The sequence below is a fragment of the Hyphomonas sp. L-53-1-40 genome, assembly GCF_000682775.1.
Taxonomy (GTDB): domain Bacteria; phylum Pseudomonadota; class Alphaproteobacteria; order Caulobacterales; family Hyphomonadaceae; genus Hyphomonas.
In genome coordinates, this window is sequence record NZ_AWFI01000015.1 from 1 (window position 1) to 18,714 (window position 18,714).

Consider the following 18,714-nt stretch of genomic DNA (forward strand, 5'->3'; position numbering starts at 1 on the left):
GAGGCGTTCCGAGATGGACCCCTGCCTACCTACGCAGGGGTCATCGGGGGAGGAGTGGTCTCTCTGCGACGAACCGTATCCTCGGCGCATGCCGGGGTCTCCTGCTGAAGCCTGCCGGACGAGACTCCGGCATGCGCCGGAGAAGTGGGGGAGGGGACGAGCGAAGCGCGCAGCAGATCCTGCTTCACATGAGTCCGAGCGTGGCATGGAAAGCACATACGCGGCAAGTTTGTGCGAGTGAATGTCAAATGCAGGTTGTTTTGGGGCGTGGCATCCTCTTAAAGACCCGCAACTCATTCTCAATATCAACAGGTATCCCTCATGCCGTTTTCCCGTCTTTCCGTCCTGCTGGCCTCCAGCGCGCTCGTATCCCTGTCATCTTATGCTGACAATGCCACCGAGCCGGGTGAGCAGAACCCGTACCGGATGTTGTCGACGATTGTCGTGACAGGCTCGACGGATGCAGTGGACGAAGTGGCCGGGTCTGTCTCCTTCCTGACGGATGCTGACCTGTCGGCGCAGGCCCAGAGCGATATCCAACGCGTGCTGCGCGTCGTGCCGGGCGTGAACATCCAGGAAGAAGACGGCTATGGCCTGCGGCCGAATATCGGCCTGCGCGGGTCGGGTTCAGATCGCTCGTCCCGTATCGTGCTGATGGAAGACGGCGTGCCGATCTCGCCGGCGCCCTACGCCTCGCCGTCCGCCTATTATTTCCCGACCACAGCGCGGATGAGCGCCGTGGAAGTGACCAAGGGGCCCGCCGCGATCCTGTATGGTCCGCGCACGACGGGCGGCGCGCTGAACCTGTTCTCGACGCCAGTGCCGGAAGAGACGTCCGGATTTGCGCAGGCATTCTTTGGCACCAATGATCGCCAGCGGGTCCACGCCTGGACGGGCGGACGTGCGGAGGTCGGCGCAGGCTGGAAACTTGGCGGCCTGATCGAAGTGTTCACCGACGAGACTGACGGGTTCAAGGAGCTGGACAATGGCGGCCCGACGGGCTTCGACGCTGATGATCTGATGCTGAAAGTCGGCGCGTACAAGGATGACGGCCCGATGCCGCAAAGCGTCGAGCTGAAATACCAGACGCGCGAAGAGACCTCCAACGAGACCTATTTCGGCCTGACGCTGGAAGATTTCGAGGCCAACCCCTATCGCCGCTATGATGCGAGCGCGGATGATGAGTTCCGGGGCGAGAATGAGCTGTTCCAGCTGACCCACAAGATCGAATTCTCGCCAACGCTGAACCTGACGACAATTGCCTATCATCATGATTTTGCCCGCAACTGGTACAAGCTGCAGGGCATCAGCGCAGACGGTACGGGCGCGAGCGGCGATACGGGCATTTCCTCCGTGCTCGCCGACCCGGTGACCTATTCGGCCGAGTACAGCCTGGCGACTGGCGCAACCGGTCTCGACGATTCCATCGTCTACCGCGCCAACCGCCGCGCTTATTACAGCGAAGGCCTGCAAACCACGCTCAACTGGCAGACCGCGTTTGGCGGCCTCGACCATGATGTCACTGTCGGTATCCGCGTGCATGAGGACGAGGAAGACCGGTTCCAGGAAGAGGATGCCTATCGTCTTGAAGGTGGACGCCTGATCCTGACCAGTGCGGGCGCGGCGGGCAGCAATGCCAATCGCATCTCCAGCGGCGAAGCGGTTGCCCTGTTCCTGCAGGACCGGGTCAGCATCGGCAAGCTGACCGTGACCGGCGGCGCGCGCTTTGAGGATTATGAGCTGACGCGCGAGGACTATTCAACGGCAGACCCGACCCGTGCGGCGGGGCCGACGCGCGTGCGGACCCTGGATGACCAGGTCGTTGTGCCTGGTCTAAGTGCGCTTTACGAACTCAATGAGGACGTGACTCTGCTGGCCGGTGTGCATCGCGGCTTTGCGATTGCCAGCCCCGGCGCAATCGAGGCCGATGCCGAAGAGAGCGTGAACTGGGAAGCCGGCGGACGCTTCTCGAAAGAGGGCGTAGATGTCGAGGCGATTGCCTTCTTCAATGACTATTCAAACCTGCTCGGCACCTGCACCGCCTCGTCCGGTGGCAATTGCACGATCGGCGACCAGTTCGATGGCGGCGATGTGGACGTGATGGGCCTTGAGCTGACGGCGAGCTGGGATGCGGCGGCGCTGTTCGACACATCGCTCTCACTGCCGGTCGGCCTCGTCTATACGTGGACGGATGCGGAATTCCAGTCAGGCTTCGAGAGCAGCTATGAGCCGTGGGGCGATGTCGAGGCGGGCGACGAGCTGCCTTATGTCTCAGACCAGCAGATCACCCTGATGGCGGGCATCGAAGCCAGCCGCTGGGGCATGGATTTCTCCGCCAACCACGTCTCCGAAGCGCGTGCGCGCGCCGGGCAGGGCGCCATTTCGGCGGGCGAGCGGATCGATGCGCGCTGGCTGGTCGATGCGGCGGCCTGGGTCGACCTGACCGAAACGCTGCGTCTGCGCGTGAAAGCGGAAAACCTGTTCGACGAAACCTATGTCGCCTCCATCGACCCCGCGGGCCTGCGCCCGTCGGGCTTGAGGTGAGATTCTAAGCACCGGCGCTTTTGCGCCAAACCTCACCTGAGGGCCTTTCATTTCGGGGGAAAATGAGCCATAAGCCGCCCCTTGTGGTGGGATATCGGGTCCTGACCCGGCTGGACGACATCCCGGCCGTGGCCTGAGGCCTCAGATACTCACCCAAAACCCCCGCCAATTCAGGCGCTTAGACAAAACCCGCCGCAAGGCGATTACAAGAAAGATACACGATGTCGATTACCGCTGAGAAGAAGCAGGAACTGATCGAAAAATTCGCCACAAAGCCTGGCGATACCGGTTCCCCAGAAGTGCAGGTCGCGATCCTGACCGAACGGATCAACAACCTCACCGACCACTTCAAGACGAACAAGAAAGACAACCACTCCCGCCGGGGCCTGCTGGCCATGGTCGCAACCCGCCGGAAGCTGCTTGACTACACCAAGCGCAAGGATGAGGCGCGCTACGCCAAACTCATCGAAGCCCTCGGCATTCGCCGCTAGGCACAAAATCAAGCCCGCCGGGCAATAGGGCCGCGGCGGGCTTTTCGTATGTGAAAAAGAAAGACATTTTGATGTTTGACAAGAAATCTGTGTCGCTGGAATGGGCCGGCCGCACGCTGACGATCGAAACGGGCCAGGTGGCCCGCCAAGCCGATGGCGCCGTCATGGTGACCTATGGCGATACAAAAGTGCTCGCGACCGCATGTTTTGCGAAAAGCGCGAAGCCGGGCCAGGACTTCTTCCCCCTGACCGTCAACTACATGGAAAAATACTACGCATCGGGCCGCATCCCAGGTGGCTTCTTCAAGCGTGAAGGCCGCCCGACCGAGAAAGAGACGCTGACGTCTCGCCTGATCGACCGCCCGATCCGCCCGCTTTTCGTCAAAGGCTTCAAGAACGAAGTCCAGGTCGTGCTGACCGCGATGTCCTATGACCTAGAAAACGATCCGGACGTGATCGGCATGATCGGTGCCTCTGCGGCGCTTGTCCTGTCCGGCGCGCCCTTCATGGGCCCGATCGGCGCAGCGCGCGTGGGCTACAAGGATGGTGAGTACATCATCAACCCGACGATCGAAGAACTCGAAGAGTCCGAACTGGACCTCGTCATGGCCGGCACCGCCGACGCCGTGATGATGGTGGAATCGGAAGCTTATGAACTGTCCGAAGAAGTCATGCTCGGCGCTGTCATGGCGGGTCATGAATCGATCCAGCCTGTGATCGATGCGATCATCGACCTGGCCGAACAGGCCGCCAAGGAACCGTTCGACTTCGAAGCCGAAGATCACTCGGCCGAACTGGAAAAAATCCAGAAACTGGTCGGTGCAGATCTTTCCGCCGCCTACTCGATGACCGAGAAGCTGGAGCGTCAGGCCGCTGTGGGCGAAGCCCGCGAAAAGGCCAAGGCTGCGCTCGTCGGCACCGAAGAAGAGCCGGGCGAAATGTCTGGCGAGACGTTCAAGTCTGCCTTCAAGGAAGCCGAAGCAAGCGTTGTTCGCGGCGACATCCTGAAAACTGGCAAGCGCATCGATGGCCGTTCGCTGGATCAGGTTCGCCCGATCGAGGCAATCGCCAGCTTCCTGCCGCGCACGCACGGTTCCTCGCTGTTCACCCGTGGTGAAACGCAGGCGATCTGTGTGGCCACGCTCGGCACCAGCGATGATGAGCAGTTCATCGACGGCCTTGATGGCACGTCGAAGTCCAAATTCATGCTGCACTACAACTTCCCGCCATATTCGGTGGGCGAAACCGGTCGCATGGGCGGTACCAACCGCCGCGAGACCGGCCACGGCAAGCTCGCCTGGCGCGCGCTGCAGGCTGTTCTGCCAAAGCATGAAGAGTTTCCGTACACGATCCGCCTCGTTTCCGAGATCACCGAGTCCAACGGCTCGTCCTCGATGGCAACGGTTTGCGGTTGTTCCCTCGCCATGATGGATGCCGGCGTGCCGGTGACCCGTCCTGTGTCGGGCATCGCAATGGGCCTGATCAAGGAAGCTGACGGCGTGGCGGTTCTCTCCGACATTCTCGGCGACGAAGATCATCTCGGCGACATGGATTTCAAAGTGGCCGGTACCGAAAAAGGCCTGACGTCCCTGCAAATGGACATCAAGATTGCCGGTATCACCAAGGAAATCATGCACACAGCTCTGGAGCAGGCCAAGGGTGGGCGCATGCACATCCTGGGTGAGATGGGCAAAGCGCTGGATACGTCCCGCGACAGCCTGTCGGAAAACGCTCCACAGATGGAAATCGTCAAAGTGCCAACCGACAAGATCCGTGACGTGATCGGGTCTGGCGGCAAGGTCATCCGCGGCATCGTGGAAGAGTCCGGCGCCAAGGTGAACATTGATGATGATGGTACGGTGCAGGTCTCTGCGCTGGACAAGGAATCCATCAACAAGGCGCTGAAGATGATCAAGGAGATCGTCGCAGAGCCGGAAATCGGCGAGATCTACGAAGGCAAGGTCGTTGGCTTGAAAGACTTCGGTATCTTCGTGAACTTCTTTGGTCCGAAGGACGGCCTTGTGCACGTGTCGCAAATGGCGAACGAGCGCGTGAACCATCCGAAAGACCTCGTCAAAGAAGGCGACACGGTCTGGGTCAAGCTGATGGGCTTCGATGATCGCGGCAAAGTGCGCCTGTCCATGAAAGTGGTCGACCAGACCACCGGCAAGGAACTTGCCAAGGACGAGGGCGGCGAAGAGGAATAGGATTTCCTTTTCCTGTAACAGGATACGAAAGGCCGCTCTCCGGAGCGGCCTTTTTTATTTTTGATCATACTTGGATGTTCTGCGCAGGCCTTTCCAGAACAACAGTCCGATCATCCAGAATTCGCCAATTGTTGGTGGAATCGTGAGTAATCCGATCCAAGCGCCTGCGTGCGGTGCGAGCACTGCGATAAACACGCTCGCGACATAGCCAATTCCGCCAAGGATAAGTATCCAGCCTAGCGGGCGAGGGCCGAAGCGCCCCTTCAGGACGATCCAACCCATTGGGATCAACCAGAGCCCAAAGAAGATGGCGCCTGCGGCCCAGAAGTGGTGACTGGTCAGAACAAACAGATGGCTGATTGCCGGATCGGCGCTGCTGTGTCCCAAGGCTGTGTCGAGCGCCGCGCGCAACATCACCGAGCTGGCGAGCGTCGCGATCGCATTGACCATGCCGAAGAGTGCCACAACGCTCGCGGCATGCCGGTCGATGTGACTGAACAGTTTGGCGAACCATACCGCCGTCAACGCCTGGAAGATGGCGGACCCAAGCTCCAGCGCGATCCCGACGCGGGCAAGACCTTCCTGCCCGGTCAGATTGGCGAGCGTTTGAACAGGATCATCTTCCGCAAAAAGCTGAGGTCGAACCGCCATGAAAACGGCGCCGCCGGTCAAACCGAGGCCCAGGTAAAACAGGCCAGTGAGGCATGCATCGCGTCGAAGGGAGGGGGGCAAGGCGGACATATTTGTTTAAACCTTACAATGTAAGTCTAGGCCATGTGCTACCATGCAGTGCAAGAGTCTTGCAAGCGCCATCGCCACAAAGGCAAATGGATCCCGAAAGGAGACATGGCTGGCAATGAGTACACGGAAGCCTTTGACGCACACGCGCGTGCTTGATGCCGCGATGACATTGGTTGATCGCGAGGGCCTGCAAAGTCTGAGCATGCGGCGCCTCGGCAAAGAGTTGGGCGTCGAAGCGATGTCCCTGTATCACCATCTTCCAGGCAAGGAAGGCCTGCTTGATGGACTCGCCGAGGCGCTGGCAAATGAGATCACGTCCGCCGTTGACGAGCGTCCGGCATCATGCATGGCAGACTGGAAATCGGACCTGCGCAGCAGATGTCTGGCCGCTCGCACGGTGGTGATGCGTCACCCATGGACGCCTGCGCTTTTTGCGGCGCGGCAGTCCATACCACCGTCCATGTACCTCTATGTGGATCAGGTGATTGCATTGTTTGTGGACAATGGCTTCAGCTATCAAACGGCCCATCGTGCATTGCACGCGATCGGAAGTCTGATGTTTGGCTTTGCGCAGGAATTGTTCAGTCCGCCGGTGTCGGGTGGAAACCTGGACACACAAAAGACGCAGGCGGAGTTTGAGGAGATGGCAGAAAATCTGCCCTACCTCTCGGCCATGGTAGCGTCCGAGATGCATCAATCCGACGAGCCGGCCATGGGGTGGTGCGACAGCCAGACAGAGTTCGAATTCACCCTTGATCTGTTGCTGGATGGACTTGAGCGCCTCCGTGACTAGGGTCGCACAAACTACCCATCCTCCGTCAGCGCCTTGCGTACAGCCGCAATTGTTCGCGCGACATCCCCCTCATTCGTCCGCCAGCTGACGACGCTAACGCGCATAACGCGTTGACCCTGCCATGTCGTGCCGGAGAAAAAAGCTTTACCTTTTTCGTTCACCCGGCGAATGATCTCGTCGGTGAACGCATCATTCTCTTCCGCACTCGCGCCTTCGTGTTCAAACCGCACAAGACCCTGATTGAGTATCGGGTCATTCAGGGCGCGAGCGTTCGGCAGGGCGCCGATCCCATTCACAATTTCAGCGCAATACGCACAAGAGCGGTCAACAAGGTCGGCGACGCCCTGACGGCCAAGTTCCTGAAGTGCGGCATAAACAGGCACGGAGCGGGCCCGGCGGGAGAGTTCGAGGTTCCAATCCGTTGGATCACGCACGTCCTGACTGGGGGAGAGATAAGCCGCACTGAGTGACAGGGCGGCGCGGTGCGCCTCTGAATCGCGGACAATGGCAAAGCCGCAATCATAAGGTACGTTCAGCCACTTGTGACCGTCGGTTGCCCAGCTGTCAGCGAAGTCGATGCCGTCTGTGAGGTGTTTGAGGCGGTCGCTCGTGCGGGCGAACAGGCCGAACGCGCCGTCGACATGCACCCATGCGCCAGCGGCCTGGGCCATCGGAATCAATGTACGGAAATCATCGAATGTGCCGACATTCAGGTCTGCCGCGTTCAGGCATACAATTTTTGGGCCCTCCCATTCGGCAAGATGGCGGGCAAGGTCATCTGCGCGCATGTCGCCCATGGGGTTGATGGCGACATCTGTCATGGATGCCTGTCCAAGACCGAGGTGGCGAATAGCGCTGTCGAGGGAGCGGTGCCTGTTTTCACTGGTCAGGATGCGGATACGCGGTGCGCCGAACAAGCCGTCGTTTTCTGCATTCCATCCGGCCTTTTGCAACACGCCATGCCGTGCCGCTGCCAGCGCGGTCACGTGCGCCATCTGGCACCCGGTGGTGAACGCGAAGGAGGATGTCTGCGGCAGGTCGAACAGTTGCTTCAGCCACTCACCAGCAATCTCTTCAATCATGCTTGCGGCGGGTGCAACGGTGAACATACCCGCATTCTGGTCCCAGGCCGACACCAGCCAGTCGGCAGCAAGTGCCGAAGGAAGTGATCCTGCCATCACCCAACCAAAGAATCGTCCCCCGGCATTGGCATGCAGGCCGGGCTCGGCGTGCGTGGCAAGGTCGTCGATAATGGCGGCGGCGTCTCGCCCGGTTTCCGGTAGCGGGCCAGACAGGGCGGCGCGAAGGTCGCGCGCGGTGGCCGTGGCGCCTACGGGCCGATCAGGCAGGCTGTCCAGCCAGCGGCGGGCATGGAATGTGGCGCGGTCGAGTGGATCAGTCATGGCGAATTTCCCCAGCGGGCATCTAACGGGACTGTGCGTGGCAAAGGAAGTGCGGCGGCGGCCTTTTTTCGTTGAAGCCAGCCGGGGTTTGCCGTTACACCCAGAGCCATGATGACAAAGCGCAAGCAATTCCTCGTCGCCATGTCCGGTGGCTCCGGATCTGGCAAGTCAACGCTGGCCGAAGCCCTGCTGGAACATTTGCCTGAGGGGCAGGCGGTCCTGTTTGGTGAGGATGCGTATTATTATCCGATGAGCCATTATGGCGAGCCGGAGAACAAAGAAGAATGGACGGCACTTGTTGCGGGCATCAATTATGATGCACCTCGCTCGAAAGAAGCCGACCGGCTGGTCAAGGATTTGCGCGCGCTGAAAGCCGGCGAGACGATCCAGCAGCCAATCTATGATTATGAGCGCCATGACCGCAGCGAGAAGACACGCGAGATCAAGTCTGCACCGATCCTGATCCTGGAGGGCATCCATGCGCTGTCTTTCCCGAAAATCAGTTCCCTGATTGATCTGTCGGTCTATGTGGACACGCCAGACGATCTGCGCCTCGCACGGCGAATTCGCCGGGACGTGACCGAGCGCGGTCGCTCGCTGGAAAGTGTACTTCAGCAATATCTTGGCACGGTTCGCGCGGCGCATTACCAATGGACCTATCCGGCCAAATTCGAGGCCGACCTCGTGATTGCCGATGAAGGCCTGCCGGCCTATGGCAATGTGCGCCCGACCGAAGAAGCCATCGAACGCATGATCGCACCGGTGCTGGCGCGTCTGCAGAATTGCGGCGCGATCTGACCCGTTTCCGGTTCGGGGCCAGTCTGGTATGACCAGCCTGCATCGGAACAGGAGACCGTCATGACCCATAGACTTTCATTTCTTGTTGCAGGGTTGGCGGCGCCATTTGTCCTGTCTGCCTGTATCTATGTTGATGAAGGCTCCGAACCTGTCCGCAAAGTGGTGGTCGAGCGCGAAGTCATTGTTGAAACGGGTCCGGCACAGGATGATCGGCTGAACGCAACGCTCTGGGCGCAGCAGGCGGTAGAGTACAAGGCCACGACTGACGGCATCTATGCGCTGGCGGCGATGCGATTGGACGAGGCGCTGGCTGATCCGGACTGGACCGCCGCGCCGGACCTGCAAGGCGAGGCCTATCAGGATCTTCCCCCGGCAATCATCCTTGATGCCGATGAGACCGTATTGGACAATACGCCCTATGCGGCGGCGGATGTGCTGGTGGGTGAGCCTTTCAGCCCCGATCGCTGGAATGCCTGGGCCAGCGCGGGTGTGGCGAAGGGCGTGCCGGGCGCGGTGGATTTCACCCGCGCGGCTGCGGCCAAGGGTGTGAAAGTATTCTACGTCACCAATCGCGACGCAGTGACGGAAGAGGGGACCGCGCAGAATCTGCGGGCACTCGGTTTCCCAATGGGCGGCAATGTCGACACGTTGCTGACCAAGGGCGAGCAGGACGATTGGGGCTCGGCCAAGGCAACGCGCTGGGCCGTGGTGGCAAAGGATTATCGGATCCTGCTCATGCTGGGCGACAATCTGGGCGACTTCACCGATTCCTATAAAGGCAGCCCGGCAGAACGGCAGGCCGTATATGAGGCGAATGCGGACAAATGGGGCCGGGAATGGATTGCCCTGCCGAATCCGGGTTATGGCAGCTGGGAAAGCGCGCCATTCGGTCATGATTACAGTCTGCCTGAAGACCAGCGGTTGCAGATGAAACGCGATCAGCTTCAGCCATGGCCTGAACGGCCGTAACACTTCTGTTCATGTTGGCGCGGATATGGTGCGCAAGACATGATCCTGCGCACTCTTTTCGTCGGCTTTGCCGCGCTTGCCGCTGGCCTGCCCGCATTTGCCTGTGACCTTGCCCTCACGGGGCGGGGCGTCGCAGTGGCCGATTATGTCGAGCAGGTGCGGCCCTGCTTCGGGAACCTGCCGGAGGGCTATGCCTTCGACGCGCGCATGGAAGGCGAGTTCCTGAGGCTGACCAATATCGCCCGCAAGGAGGCGGGATTGCCGCCGCTGGTCAATCGCGCGGCGCTGCGTAATACGGCGCGCTTTCACAGTCTCGACATGGCGTATAATGATTTCTTCGGTCATGTCGGGCCGGACGGGCGCGAACCGCAGGACCGCATCGCGGCCTTCGACCGGCGGGCAATCATTCAGTATTCAGCTGAAAATGTTGCCATGATCGAGATTGTCCGGGGGCGCTGGAATCTGGAACGGCAGGCCGTGAAACGTCTGCACCAGAACCTCATGGACAGCCCCGGCCATCGCGCAAACATTCTCAGCGAACAGGCCACGCATGTGTCGATGGGTGTGGTGCGGACCGAGACGGGTGTCTGGGTGACGCAGAACTTCCTGAACCTGTCGGGCAGCCTTGCGCGGGACGTGCCCGTCCGGATGCGTACCGGGGACCGGTTGCGGCAGATGCCCGTGCTAAACGGCTGGAAGTTCCGCGAGTTCGCGGCCGAATTGCCGAGCGGCGACGTGCTGCCAATGGGGCAGGGTATTCCGGCGGGTATATCGGGCGATATCCACATTGCCGCCGAAGGCCGCAAACCGGGAGAGAAGCCGCGCAGCTATTACACAATCTACCTGCCCGGTCCCGCTGTGACCGTGGGCGGCTAGAACACGCGCATGATCTGGTCCAGTGGCTTTTTCACCAGAGCGTGTTTGGGCACCATGGCATCGTTGGCTGGATAGCCCGCAACCAGGATCAGGAAGGGTTTTTCCGTTTCCGGACGATCACAGATCCGGTTCAGGAACTTCATCGGGTTGGGAGTGTGGACAAGGGTGGCGAGGCCGGCCTGATGACAGGCGGTCATCAGCATACCCGTGGCGATGCCGACGCTTTCGTTGATGTAGTAGTTCTTGCGGGTTTCTCCCGCTTGCACGCCGCCGCGGCGCTGGGCGAAGATACAGATCAGCCAGGGGGCGATTTCCATATAGGGCTTGTCGGCATCGGTGCCGATCGGCGCGAGCGCGTCGAGCCAGTCTTCCCCGGCGCGCCCTGAATAGAACTCACGCTCTTCAGCTTCGGCAGCCTGACGAATTTCGCGCTTTTTCTCCGCGCTGTTCACACAGGCAAAGAACCAGGGCTGGTGATTCGCGCCGGATGGGGCCGACCCGGCGGCGGCGACACAGGCCTCAATGATTTCGCGTGGGACGGGCTTGTCCGAGAAGGCGCGGACGGAACGGCGCGTCGCCAGAGAGTCGTGAAAGGCGCGGGCGCGGTTTCGCATCTCGTCTTCGGGATAAGACGGGAAGCCGCTGAGCGGGACATGAGTCTCGGTACTGGTTTTCATGATGCCCGTGTTAGCAGGATGACGGGCGGACGCAATTCACATCAGCGGGACCGGCGGGCGGCATCAGCGCCGCGCCTTTCGGCCCGCTTCATCCATTTTGAGAGCGTCGCCTCCTTGGCCGTCTTCACCGGTCCGACCTGCAGGATGCGTGCGGGATGTATGCCGACAAATTTCATGACGGGCTTCTGCACCTGTAACTTGGCGGCGCGACCATTCGATAGCCGGTCAAACCAGACTGGCGCGTCGGACGTCATCAGCACATCGCCCCGTCGTCCGGCCAACAGGCGATCCCAGAAGGGGTCCTTCTCGTGATATTTCATGGCGAAGCCCGGCAGGAAACTACGGTCGATCACGCCTTTCATCTTGGCGGGCATCCCACCCCACCATTGCGGGTAGGCCCAGCAGACATGATTGGCCCAGAGCAAGTTCTCCCGCCACGCTTCAGGGCATGGCTCAAGGGTCTTGCGGGCGTGATAGCCTTCGGTGAGATCCGGGTCGAAGACCATGTCCGACAAATTCATGCGCCGGATTTCGGCACCGTTTGCTTCTGCGCCACACTGGTAGGCGTCCGCCATGCCGTGGCTGAGCGATGTAGCGCGTGGGTGGCCGACCCAGAGAAAGATGCGTGCTGGCATGAGAGTCCCCCCAAATAAGATTGAACGATACGTTTATTCTTCAATGCGGATCTGATGGCAAGCCCAAACGGTGTGGGGTGCAATTTGCCAGCATGGGGTTCGCCCTGCGTGTCAGCCGCGTTTCAGACGGGCAACGGCATCGGAGACGGGTGTTTCGCCATTTGTGAGTTCGATGATCTCATTGGTGATTTCCGGCACGCCGATCAGCTCCGCGAGCGTGGCGGCGACATTGCCGCGCGCGACGTCTCCATAGGTGATCGCGCGGCCCGCCATCACTTTGCCATCGCCGTCATCATCTTTCAGCGTGCCAGGGCGCAGGATGACATAGTCGATCCCGCTCTGGGCAAGGGCCGCATCGGCGCGGCGCTTCATGGCCATGTAATGTTCGAAGTCGTCACTCGTGTCGCGGTCGCGGCCAGCATCCATGATGACCGAGACGAGATAGATGCGGTTCACGCCTGTGGCGCGCGCCGCCTCGATCAGCTTTTCCGGGCCCTCTCCATCAATCGCGGTCGTCTTGTCCCGGCCGCTGCCGGCGGCTCCTGCGGAGAAGACGGCCGTATCACAGCCGTTCATGGCGCTGGCAAGATCGTCTGCGGTCATGTCGATGATATTGCCGAGAACGGGCTCGACGCCCTGCTTGCGCAGATCATCTGCCTGTTCAGGTTTGCGGTGCAGGCCTTTGACCGTGTGGCCGGCCTCAACGAGTTTCGGGCTCAGGCGGCTGCCGACGCCGCCCGTGGCGCCGATGAGGAAGATATTGGACATGGAAGTCTCCTGTCAGAATGGGTTCGCCAGACCAACAGGACAGACGGGCAGGAGTTCCGGGCGATTACAGAAGCGTGATCGCTACTGTACAACTTCCACCGGTTCGATTTCAAAGAACGAACTGCCTTCGCAATTGATCACGATCGAGCGGAGTTCCGGCTCGGGAAAGTCCGACTGGGTGTATTCAACGGACGTTTCGGTGATGACATGGAGCATGCCCGTTGCAGTGCGCCTAAGATCGAAAACATAACTTGGGGGCGCTGACTCCTGGATGCTCTCAAATTCAAGTTCGTACGCGTCGCCGTCATTCGGTGCATCTACCAGAAACCGGATCTTCAGTACCGGAGGTTTGACGATGCCTGGCATGAAATCGATCACGGCGCTTCCGTCGCGCGGATCATAGGCTGGACACGTCCGACTTTCCTCCGCCGTGACATCAGGTTCGGGGTTCTCTGCGGCAGTCTCTCCACACCCTGCCAAAAGCAGCACTGCTGTCATGGCTGAACACGCGATACGTAACATGGTTATCTCCCTCCCAGCTTGAAGGAGAAGCATAGCACAACACGCAGAGGTTTAGGAGTCCGCTCGCCAAGATTGGGCGAACGCGTACTAATCCTCTGGCAAATCCGGGACGCCGACGACGTGGAAGCCGGCATCGACATGATGGACTTCGCCGGCGACCGAGTGGCCGAGTTCGGAGAGCAGGTAGAGCGCCGCGCCGGCGACGCCTTCCATGCGCGTGTCTTCCTTCAGCAGAGACCAGTCGCGGCCCGTGCCCATCAGGCTCTTGCCGCCGCGAATGCCTGCGAGGGACAGCGTGCGCATCGCGCCAGCCGAGATCGCATTGACGCGGATCCCCTGCGGACCGAGGTCGCGCGCCGCATAGCGGGTTGCGGCTTCGAGCGCCGCCTTGGCGACGCCCATGACATTGTAGGAGGGCACAGTGCGCTCAGCGCCGAGATAGGTCATGCAGATCATCGCGCCGCCATCCGGCATGATTTCACTGGCGCGGCGGGCGCAGTCGATGAAGCTGTAGACTGAAATGTCCATCGCGCGGCGGAAGCCTTCGCGGGTCGTGTTGGCGACCATGGAGCCCTGCAACTCGTCTTTGCCGGCAAAGGCGATGGAGTGGACGAGGAAATCGATCTTGCCCCATTTGGCCTTGATGGCGTCGAACGCGGCATCCATGGACGCATCATCGGTGACGTCGGCCGGGATCATCGTGTCCATGCCGATGGATTCGACCAGCGGGCGCACGCGGCGCTCCAAACTGTCACCCTGATAGGTGAACGCGATCTCGGCGCCCTGGGCGGCCAGCTGGCGCGCAATGCCCCAGGCGATGGAGTTCTGGTTGGCGACGCCCATCACGATGCCGCGCTTGCCTTTCATCAGGTCGCCTGCCGGCGGGGTCCAGTCATCAGCCATCGCGGCATCTCCCTTGTTCAAATATCATCGTGTCATCAGGGCTAGGCAGCCCGCTTGCCCACGTCAAGCAGGCGCAGCGCTAGAGGACGTTCTTCAGGCCGACCTTCATGTCGAGCGCGGTGTAGACATGCTCATCATCGACATAGACGCGGCCATCGGCGATGCCGAGATTGAGCTTGCCGCGGCGTACGCGCTTGATGTCGATGACATAGCGGACGAGCTTCTTGTCGGGCGTGATCTCGCCGGTGAATTTCACTTCGCCGACGCCGAGCGCACGGCCCTTTCCGGGGCTGCCGGACCAGCCGAGCCAGTAGCCGACGGCCTGCCACATGGCATCAAGGCCAAGACAGCCGGGCATGACCGGGTCACCGGGGAAGTGGCATTCGAAGAACCAGAGGTCTGGCGTGATGTCGAGTTCGCCGATCACGCTGCCCTTGCCGAACTGGCCGCCATCCATGGTGATCTCTATGATCCGGTCCATCATCAGCATGGGCGGGATCGGCAATTGCGCATTGCCCGGGCCAAAATAGCCGCCCGCACCTGACTTCAGCAGGTCTTCCTTGGAGTAGGAGGATTGGGGCGTGTGGTAATCGTGCGGTCCGGACATGGCGGTTCCCTTGTTCAATCAGCGCAAGAGGCTTTACGAGCCTGTGCCGCGCGGCTTGTCAACAGGGAGAGGGTGTCCAGACTGCCCTTGCTTACAGGGTGGCTTCGCTGGTCGTTACGCCCCAGAGGGTGGCAGCCGGGACGAAGCCTTTATAGTTTCCGGCTTCGATGCGGCACCAATTGTCCGCGCATTTGCCGAGCTCCACCAGGACGGTCGCCTCTATGCGGGCGATCTCTGCGCTTTCCGGATCCGGCGCGTGATGAAGGATCGTGTCGGTCTGCACCATGGCCTTGGCTTCCGGTTCCAGCATGCGGGCATGGACCCAGACTTCTGAGCCGGACGGATCCCGTACACGGCGCCAGTTCTGGCTCTCCTTGATGATCAGCAGGGGCAAGCCCTGGCGTTCGTAGCGCCAGAGGATCGGATGATCGCGGCTGGGGCCGGCCCGACCATTCACGGCATTGTATTTCAGGGTCTCGAAGCGCGGGACTTCCTTTCCGGAAAATTTGCTCACGCGCACATAGGTCGGACCCTCAGCCAGTGCCGAAGCGCAAGCAAAGACGAGCCCGGTTAAAATAATGGCTGCCCACTTCATGTGCAGTCTTTTCCCATGTCTGCGAGGGGATAGAATTCCATAGCCGAATGAATCTTGTGTAAAATATGAAGCGTTGGCGTGGTCTAATCCCTCTGCTAAGGCCCGAATGAGAATATTTGCAAAAAGAGTTCCTATGTCCGCGAAGAAGTTGAAAGTCGTTGTCACCCGAAAACTCCCGGCGCCGGTCGAATTGCGCCTCAAGGAATTGTTCGATGCGAGGCTGAACAATGATGATCACCCCTTCACGCAGGAGGAACTGGTCGAGGCGATGCAGACCGCCGACGTGCTGGTACCCACGGTAACTGACAAACTGGACGGCCGGATCATGGCCCGGGCAGGGGACCAGTTGCGCCTGATTGCCCAGTTCGGCGCGGGTGTGGACAATATTGACGTGCAGAGTGCCGTACAGCGCGGCATCACCGTGACCAACACGCCCGGCGTGCTGACCGATGATACGGCGGATGTCGCCATGGCACTGATCCTGTCAGTGCCGCGCCGCCTGTTCGAAGGTGCGCAGATCATGAATACGGGCGGCTTTGACGGCTGGACGCCGACCTGGATGATGGGCCGCCGACTCGCCGGCAAGCGGCTGGGCATCATCGGCATGGGTCGTATCGGCCAGGCGGTTGCGCGCCGTGCGAAAGCCTTCGGCTTGCAGATCCATTATCATAACCGCAAACCGGTCAGCCCGCGCATCGAGGAATTGCTGGAGGCGACCTATTGGGACAGCCTCGACCAGATGCTCGCGCGCATGGACATCGTCTCGGTAAACTGCCCGCACACGCCCGCAACATTCCACCTGATGAATGCCCGCCGGATCGAGCTGATGAAGCCGGAATCCTATATCGTGAATACGGCCCGCGGCGAGGTGATCGACGAAGCTGCACTGGCTCGCGCGTTGAAGGCGGGCAAGATTGCCGGGGCGGGGCTCGACGTATTCGAGCGGGAGCCTACGGTGAATGAGGAATTGTTCGGCCTGCCAAATGTCGTTCTGCTGCCGCATATGGGCTCAGCCACGATTGAGGGCCGTACCGAGATGGGCGAGAAGGTCATCATCAACATCAAGACCTTCGCCGACGGCCACCGCCCACCAGACCGCGTAATCCCCGCAATTCTGTAAAGCGGGCTCAGTCCAGCGCGCCGATATAGGGCAGGCCGCGATATTTGCCGGCATCGTCCATGCCATAGCCGACCAGGTAGCGGCCCGGTGCATCGATGGCGCAATAGTCGACACCGTCTGCGCCGCGTGGGGCCCAGGGCTTTTGGGTCAGGGCGCAGGTGATGACTTCCCGCGCACCCTTGGACAGCAAATGAGTCTTGGCAAAGGCGAGCGTGCGACCCGTATCGTAGACATCATCCAGAATGATCACGCCCTTGTCCTTCACGGACCGGGCAAGGTCTGCACGCACGACAACGCGGCCCGAGCTTTCGCGCGCGTCGCGATAGGATTCCAGCCAGATCACGTCGAGGGTCGGGTGGATGTCGCGCCGGGCGAGCGCCTTCATCAGGTCTGTCGTGAAGGGCGTCGCACCGATCAGAATGGACACCATGGTCCATTCTCCCGTCAGGCGAGGGGCCAGCGTGTCGGCCAGCTTGTCGATCTCGGCCAACAGTTCGTCTTCAGGCACGATTACTTCGATTTTGGGCAGGTCGGTCATTCGGCAGGCGTTTCCGTTTCGGTGGCCAGGAGGTCTTCAGCGGTGGGATCAAGGGCGTCGTCCCGCAGCGGCATATCGGCGAGATCGACGAATTTGAGTTCGATCTCGAAGCTTTCCATCGGCGCCTGTTCGACGACGACCTGAAATGTTCCCGATTCGCCTGCCGCCAGTTGGTCCGGCCGGATGCGGCCATACTTGGTGGCTACCACGGCGCCGATTTCGTCTTTCAGGTCGACGCGCACCGCTGGCGTGTCGACGGTAGAGCGCGAAATGTTGAGGGCCTTGCCCGCCACAGTGACGACCGGGACCGTGTCGTTGAAGGTGCGGCTGCGCTGGATATCCTCGAAGTCGAGCCCGAACCGGTTCACATTGAACCCGATCTGCTTGTAGATGCTGCCAGCCTGCGGCCAGAGCTTCACCACTTCGTTGCGGTACATGATGGCCCCAACGCCGAGGGAGAAGAACAGGCCCGCGGTGACCAGCCAGGAGAGCAGGGCGGCCGTACGGCTCTTGCGACGGCGTTGCTCACGGACTTTCTCGCGATAAATCTCGTGGGCCGCGGCCGGTGTGCGCCGGACTGTCTCGTCCAGATGTTTCGGTTCAACAAACCAGGATCCACCACAGGCGGCGCACTTCACAGTGCGGCCGCTTTCACCGATTGTTGAGTCATCGGCGAAATACTGGGTTTCACAATTGGGACAGGTGAGGATCATGTCTTGGTGTTTCCCGCAATTCGCCCCAATAATCCATTCGCCCGCGCACAGGACAGGAGCCTATGACTCTTTCCCGCCACGATCTGTTTGACGATGTTGCCGTACGCCTCGATGGTGTTTCGCTGCGCTATGACACGTCAGAGGATATCCTTAGCGGGATTGATCTGGTCCTGAAACCCGGATCATTCAGCTTTCTGACGGGCGCCTCTGGCGCAGGCAAGACCAGCTTGCTGAAGTTGCTTTATCTGGCCCTGAAACCGTCCCGGGGAGAAGTTTCCCTGTTTGGCCGACCGACGAGCCGTTTGACGCGGGACCAGCTGTCGGCATTGCGTCGCCGGGTTGGTGTTGTTTTCCAGGAGTTTCGCCTGCTGGACCATTTGACCGCATATGAGAATGTTGCATTGCCACTGCGGGTATTGGGCCGGAAAGAGTCGACCTATCGCAGCGATGTCGAGGAACTGCTGGCCTGGGTCGGGCTTGGCGAGCGGATGCATGCGCGGCCGACCACGCTTTCGGGCGGCGAACAGCAGCGCGTGGCCATCGCCCGCGCCGTGGTGACCCAGCCGGACATCCTGATTGCGGACGAGCCGACGGGCAATGTCGACCCGGAGATGGGCTCGCGCCTGATGCGGCTGTTCCTTGAGCTGAACAAGCGCCGGGCTACGACGGTGATTATCGCGACCCACGATCTGGGACTTGTGCGGCAGGTTGAGGCGCCAGTGTTTCGCCTGCAGCACGGCCTGCTGGTACAGGATGTGGAATATGGACCGGCCGCACGACGGCGGACGGACATTTCCAAGGCGGTGGAATAGGC

At 60.7% G+C, this 18,714-nt stretch carries 20 protein-coding genes; 9 read left to right on the top strand and 11 right to left on the bottom strand.

The features are described 5' to 3' along the window. The first annotated feature begins 321 nt into the window (after positions 1 to 321). From L53_RS09120 to pnp, 3 genes are all read left to right on the top strand, one after another. Complete coding sequence (locus tag L53_RS09120) at positions 322 to 2,544, top strand: TonB-dependent receptor domain-containing protein (RefSeq protein WP_034814478.1); 2,223 nt, start codon at positions 322 to 324, stop codon at positions 2,542 to 2,544. A 221-nt stretch (positions 2,545 to 2,765) separates the two neighbouring features. Further along, the gene (gene rpsO, locus L53_RS09125; protein ID WP_034814480.1) at positions 2,766 to 3,035 is read left to right on the top strand and encodes a 30S ribosomal protein S15; all 270 of its coding nucleotides are present in this window, start codon (positions 2,766 to 2,768) and stop codon (positions 3,033 to 3,035) included. A gap of 71 nt (positions 3,036 to 3,106) precedes the next feature. Next, positions 3,107 to 5,242 (top strand): polyribonucleotide nucleotidyltransferase, encoded by a 2,136-nt coding sequence (gene pnp / locus L53_RS09130; protein ID WP_034814482.1) that lies wholly within the window; start codon positions 3,107 to 3,109, stop codon positions 5,240 to 5,242. A 54-nt stretch (positions 5,243 to 5,296) separates the two neighbouring features. Here pnp and L53_RS09135 read toward each other — a convergent pair whose 3' ends face one another. Beyond that, complete coding sequence (locus L53_RS09135; protein WP_034814485.1) at positions 5,297 to 5,983, bottom strand: DUF4386 domain-containing protein; 687 nt, start codon at positions 5,981 to 5,983, stop codon at positions 5,297 to 5,299. Between the two features lie 115 nt (positions 5,984 to 6,098). Here L53_RS09135 and L53_RS09140 point away from each other — a divergent pair, with 115 nt between their 5' ends. Then, positions 6,099 to 6,776 carry a TetR/AcrR family transcriptional regulator gene (locus L53_RS09140; protein ID WP_084333292.1) on the top strand — a complete coding sequence of 226 codons (678 nt, stop codon included), beginning with the start codon at positions 6,099 to 6,101 and terminating at the stop codon, positions 6,774 to 6,776. An 11-nt stretch (positions 6,777 to 6,787) separates the two neighbouring features. On the opposite strand, the gene L53_RS09145 is transcribed toward L53_RS09140, so the two are convergent. Next, a complete protein-coding gene (locus L53_RS09145) occupies positions 6,788 to 8,179 on the bottom strand; it encodes an aminotransferase class V-fold PLP-dependent enzyme (RefSeq protein ID WP_034814487.1) in 1,392 nt (463 codons plus the stop codon). Between the two features lie 108 nt (positions 8,180 to 8,287). On the opposite strand from L53_RS09145, the gene udk reads away from it, so the two are divergent. From udk to L53_RS16385, 3 genes are read left to right on the top strand one after another with little or no spacing between them, the layout of a single operon-like run. After that, positions 8,288 to 8,977, top strand: a complete 690-nt coding sequence (gene udk, locus L53_RS09150; RefSeq protein ID WP_233347712.1) for a uridine kinase — start codon at positions 8,288 to 8,290, stop codon at positions 8,975 to 8,977. A 60-nt stretch (positions 8,978 to 9,037) separates the two neighbouring features. Then, positions 9,038 to 9,946 (top strand): 5'-nucleotidase, lipoprotein e(P4) family, encoded by a 909-nt coding sequence (locus tag L53_RS09155; RefSeq protein WP_051607763.1) that lies wholly within the window; start codon positions 9,038 to 9,040, stop codon positions 9,944 to 9,946. Between the two features lie 39 nt (positions 9,947 to 9,985). Further along, entirely contained in the window at positions 9,986 to 10,822 is an 837-nt protein-coding gene (locus L53_RS16385; protein ID WP_051607764.1) for a CAP domain-containing protein, read from the top strand. Here L53_RS16385 and L53_RS09165 read toward each other — a convergent pair. The 7 genes from L53_RS09165 to L53_RS09195 all read right to left on the bottom strand — a co-directional run bounded on the left by L53_RS09165 (position 10,819) and on the right by L53_RS09195 (position 15,529). Further along, positions 10,819 to 11,499 carry a nitroreductase family protein gene (locus L53_RS09165; protein WP_034814489.1) on the bottom strand — a complete coding sequence of 227 codons (681 nt, stop codon included), beginning with the start codon at positions 11,497 to 11,499 and terminating at the stop codon, positions 10,819 to 10,821. The genes L53_RS16385 and L53_RS09165 overlap by 4 nt on opposite strands. A gap of 41 nt (positions 11,500 to 11,540) precedes the next feature. Further along, the gene (locus L53_RS09170; protein WP_051607765.1) at positions 11,541 to 12,134 is read right to left on the bottom strand and encodes an NAD(P)H-dependent oxidoreductase; all 594 of its coding nucleotides are present in this window, start codon (positions 12,132 to 12,134) and stop codon (positions 11,541 to 11,543) included. A gap of 111 nt (positions 12,135 to 12,245) precedes the next feature. Beyond that, on the bottom strand, positions 12,246 to 12,902 hold the full coding sequence (locus L53_RS09175; RefSeq protein WP_034814493.1) for an SDR family oxidoreductase: 657 nt from the start codon (positions 12,900 to 12,902) through the stop codon (positions 12,246 to 12,248). 81 nt (positions 12,903 to 12,983) lie between these two features. Further along, positions 12,984 to 13,424: a hypothetical protein gene (locus L53_RS09180; RefSeq protein ID WP_156947876.1), complete on the bottom strand. Its 441-nt coding sequence runs from the start codon at positions 13,422 to 13,424 to the stop codon at positions 12,984 to 12,986. A gap of 87 nt (positions 13,425 to 13,511) precedes the next feature. Further along, the gene (locus L53_RS09185) at positions 13,512 to 14,327 is read right to left on the bottom strand and encodes an enoyl-ACP reductase (protein ID WP_034814497.1); all 816 of its coding nucleotides are present in this window, start codon (positions 14,325 to 14,327) and stop codon (positions 13,512 to 13,514) included. Positions 14,328 to 14,406: 79 nt separating this feature from the next. Next, the gene (gene fabA / locus L53_RS09190) at positions 14,407 to 14,934 is read right to left on the bottom strand and encodes a bifunctional 3-hydroxydecanoyl-ACP dehydratase/trans-2-decenoyl-ACP isomerase (protein WP_034814499.1); all 528 of its coding nucleotides are present in this window, start codon (positions 14,932 to 14,934) and stop codon (positions 14,407 to 14,409) included. Between the two features lie 91 nt (positions 14,935 to 15,025). Beyond that, positions 15,026 to 15,529, bottom strand: a complete 504-nt coding sequence (locus L53_RS09195) for an SH3 domain-containing protein (protein ID WP_034814502.1) — start codon at positions 15,527 to 15,529, stop codon at positions 15,026 to 15,028. 133 nt (positions 15,530 to 15,662) lie between these two features. On the opposite strand from L53_RS09195, the gene L53_RS09200 reads away from it, so the two are divergent. Then, positions 15,663 to 16,649, top strand: a complete 987-nt coding sequence (locus L53_RS09200) for a D-glycerate dehydrogenase (RefSeq protein WP_034814504.1) — start codon at positions 15,663 to 15,665, stop codon at positions 16,647 to 16,649. Between the two features lie 7 nt (positions 16,650 to 16,656). Here L53_RS09200 and L53_RS09205 read toward each other — a convergent pair whose 3' ends face one another. Next, positions 16,657 to 17,187: a phosphoribosyltransferase gene (locus tag L53_RS09205; protein WP_034814505.1), complete on the bottom strand. Its 531-nt coding sequence runs from the start codon at positions 17,185 to 17,187 to the stop codon at positions 16,657 to 16,659. Continuing rightward, positions 17,184 to 17,900: an MJ0042-type zinc finger domain-containing protein gene (locus L53_RS09210; protein WP_034814507.1), complete on the bottom strand. Its 717-nt coding sequence runs from the start codon at positions 17,898 to 17,900 to the stop codon at positions 17,184 to 17,186. Before L53_RS09210 ends, L53_RS09205 begins: the two co-directional genes overlap by 4 nt. 62 nt (positions 17,901 to 17,962) lie before the next feature. Between L53_RS09210 and ftsE the strand changes: the two genes are divergently transcribed. Continuing rightward, positions 17,963 to 18,712: a cell division ATP-binding protein FtsE gene (gene ftsE, locus L53_RS09215; protein WP_051607766.1), complete on the top strand. Its 750-nt coding sequence runs from the start codon at positions 17,963 to 17,965 to the stop codon at positions 18,710 to 18,712. The last annotated feature ends 2 nt before the right edge of the window (positions 18,713 to 18,714 follow it).

Excerpts from the sequence above, each read along its gene's own strand:
- L53_RS09120 (WP_034814478.1), top strand. The coding sequence starts at position 322 with ATGCCGTTTTCCCGTCTTTCCGTCCTGCTGGCCTCCAGCGCGCTCGTA.
- rpsO (WP_034814480.1), top strand. The coding sequence starts at position 2,766 with ATGTCGATTACCGCTGAGAAGAAGCAGGAACTGATCGAAAAATTCGCC.
- pnp (WP_034814482.1), top strand. The coding sequence starts at position 3,107 with ATGTTTGACAAGAAATCTGTGTCGCTGGAATGGGCCGGCCGCACGCTG.
- L53_RS09135 (WP_034814485.1), bottom strand. The coding sequence starts at position 5,983 with ATGTCCGCCTTGCCCCCCTCCCTTCGACGCGATGCATGCCTCACTGGC.
- L53_RS09140 (WP_084333292.1), top strand. The coding sequence starts at position 6,099 with ATGAGTACACGGAAGCCTTTGACGCACACGCGCGTGCTTGATGCCGCG.
- L53_RS09145 (WP_034814487.1), bottom strand. The coding sequence starts at position 8,179 with ATGACTGATCCACTCGACCGCGCCACATTCCATGCCCGCCGCTGGCTG.
- udk (WP_233347712.1), top strand. The coding sequence starts at position 8,288 with ATGATGACAAAGCGCAAGCAATTCCTCGTCGCCATGTCCGGTGGCTCC.
- L53_RS09155 (WP_051607763.1), top strand. The coding sequence starts at position 9,038 with ATGACCCATAGACTTTCATTTCTTGTTGCAGGGTTGGCGGCGCCATTT.
- L53_RS16385 (WP_051607764.1), top strand. The coding sequence starts at position 9,986 with ATGATCCTGCGCACTCTTTTCGTCGGCTTTGCCGCGCTTGCCGCTGGC.
- L53_RS09165 (WP_034814489.1), bottom strand. The coding sequence starts at position 11,499 with ATGAAAACCAGTACCGAGACTCATGTCCCGCTCAGCGGCTTCCCGTCT.
- L53_RS09170 (WP_051607765.1), bottom strand. The coding sequence starts at position 12,134 with ATGCCAGCACGCATCTTTCTCTGGGTCGGCCACCCACGCGCTACATCG.
- L53_RS09175 (WP_034814493.1), bottom strand. The coding sequence starts at position 12,902 with ATGTCCAATATCTTCCTCATCGGCGCCACGGGCGGCGTCGGCAGCCGC.
- L53_RS09180 (WP_156947876.1), bottom strand. The coding sequence starts at position 13,424 with ATGTTACGTATCGCGTGTTCAGCCATGACAGCAGTGCTGCTTTTGGCA.
- L53_RS09185 (WP_034814497.1), bottom strand. The coding sequence starts at position 14,327 with ATGGCTGATGACTGGACCCCGCCGGCAGGCGACCTGATGAAAGGCAAG.
- fabA (WP_034814499.1), bottom strand. The coding sequence starts at position 14,934 with ATGTCCGGACCGCACGATTACCACACGCCCCAATCCTCCTACTCCAAG.
- L53_RS09195 (WP_034814502.1), bottom strand. The coding sequence starts at position 15,529 with ATGAAGTGGGCAGCCATTATTTTAACCGGGCTCGTCTTTGCTTGCGCT.
- L53_RS09200 (WP_034814504.1), top strand. The coding sequence starts at position 15,663 with ATGTCCGCGAAGAAGTTGAAAGTCGTTGTCACCCGAAAACTCCCGGCG.
- L53_RS09205 (WP_034814505.1), bottom strand. The coding sequence starts at position 17,187 with ATGACCGACCTGCCCAAAATCGAAGTAATCGTGCCTGAAGACGAACTG.
- L53_RS09210 (WP_034814507.1), bottom strand. The coding sequence starts at position 17,900 with ATGATCCTCACCTGTCCCAATTGTGAAACCCAGTATTTCGCCGATGAC.
- ftsE (WP_051607766.1), top strand. The coding sequence starts at position 17,963 with ATGACTCTTTCCCGCCACGATCTGTTTGACGATGTTGCCGTACGCCTC.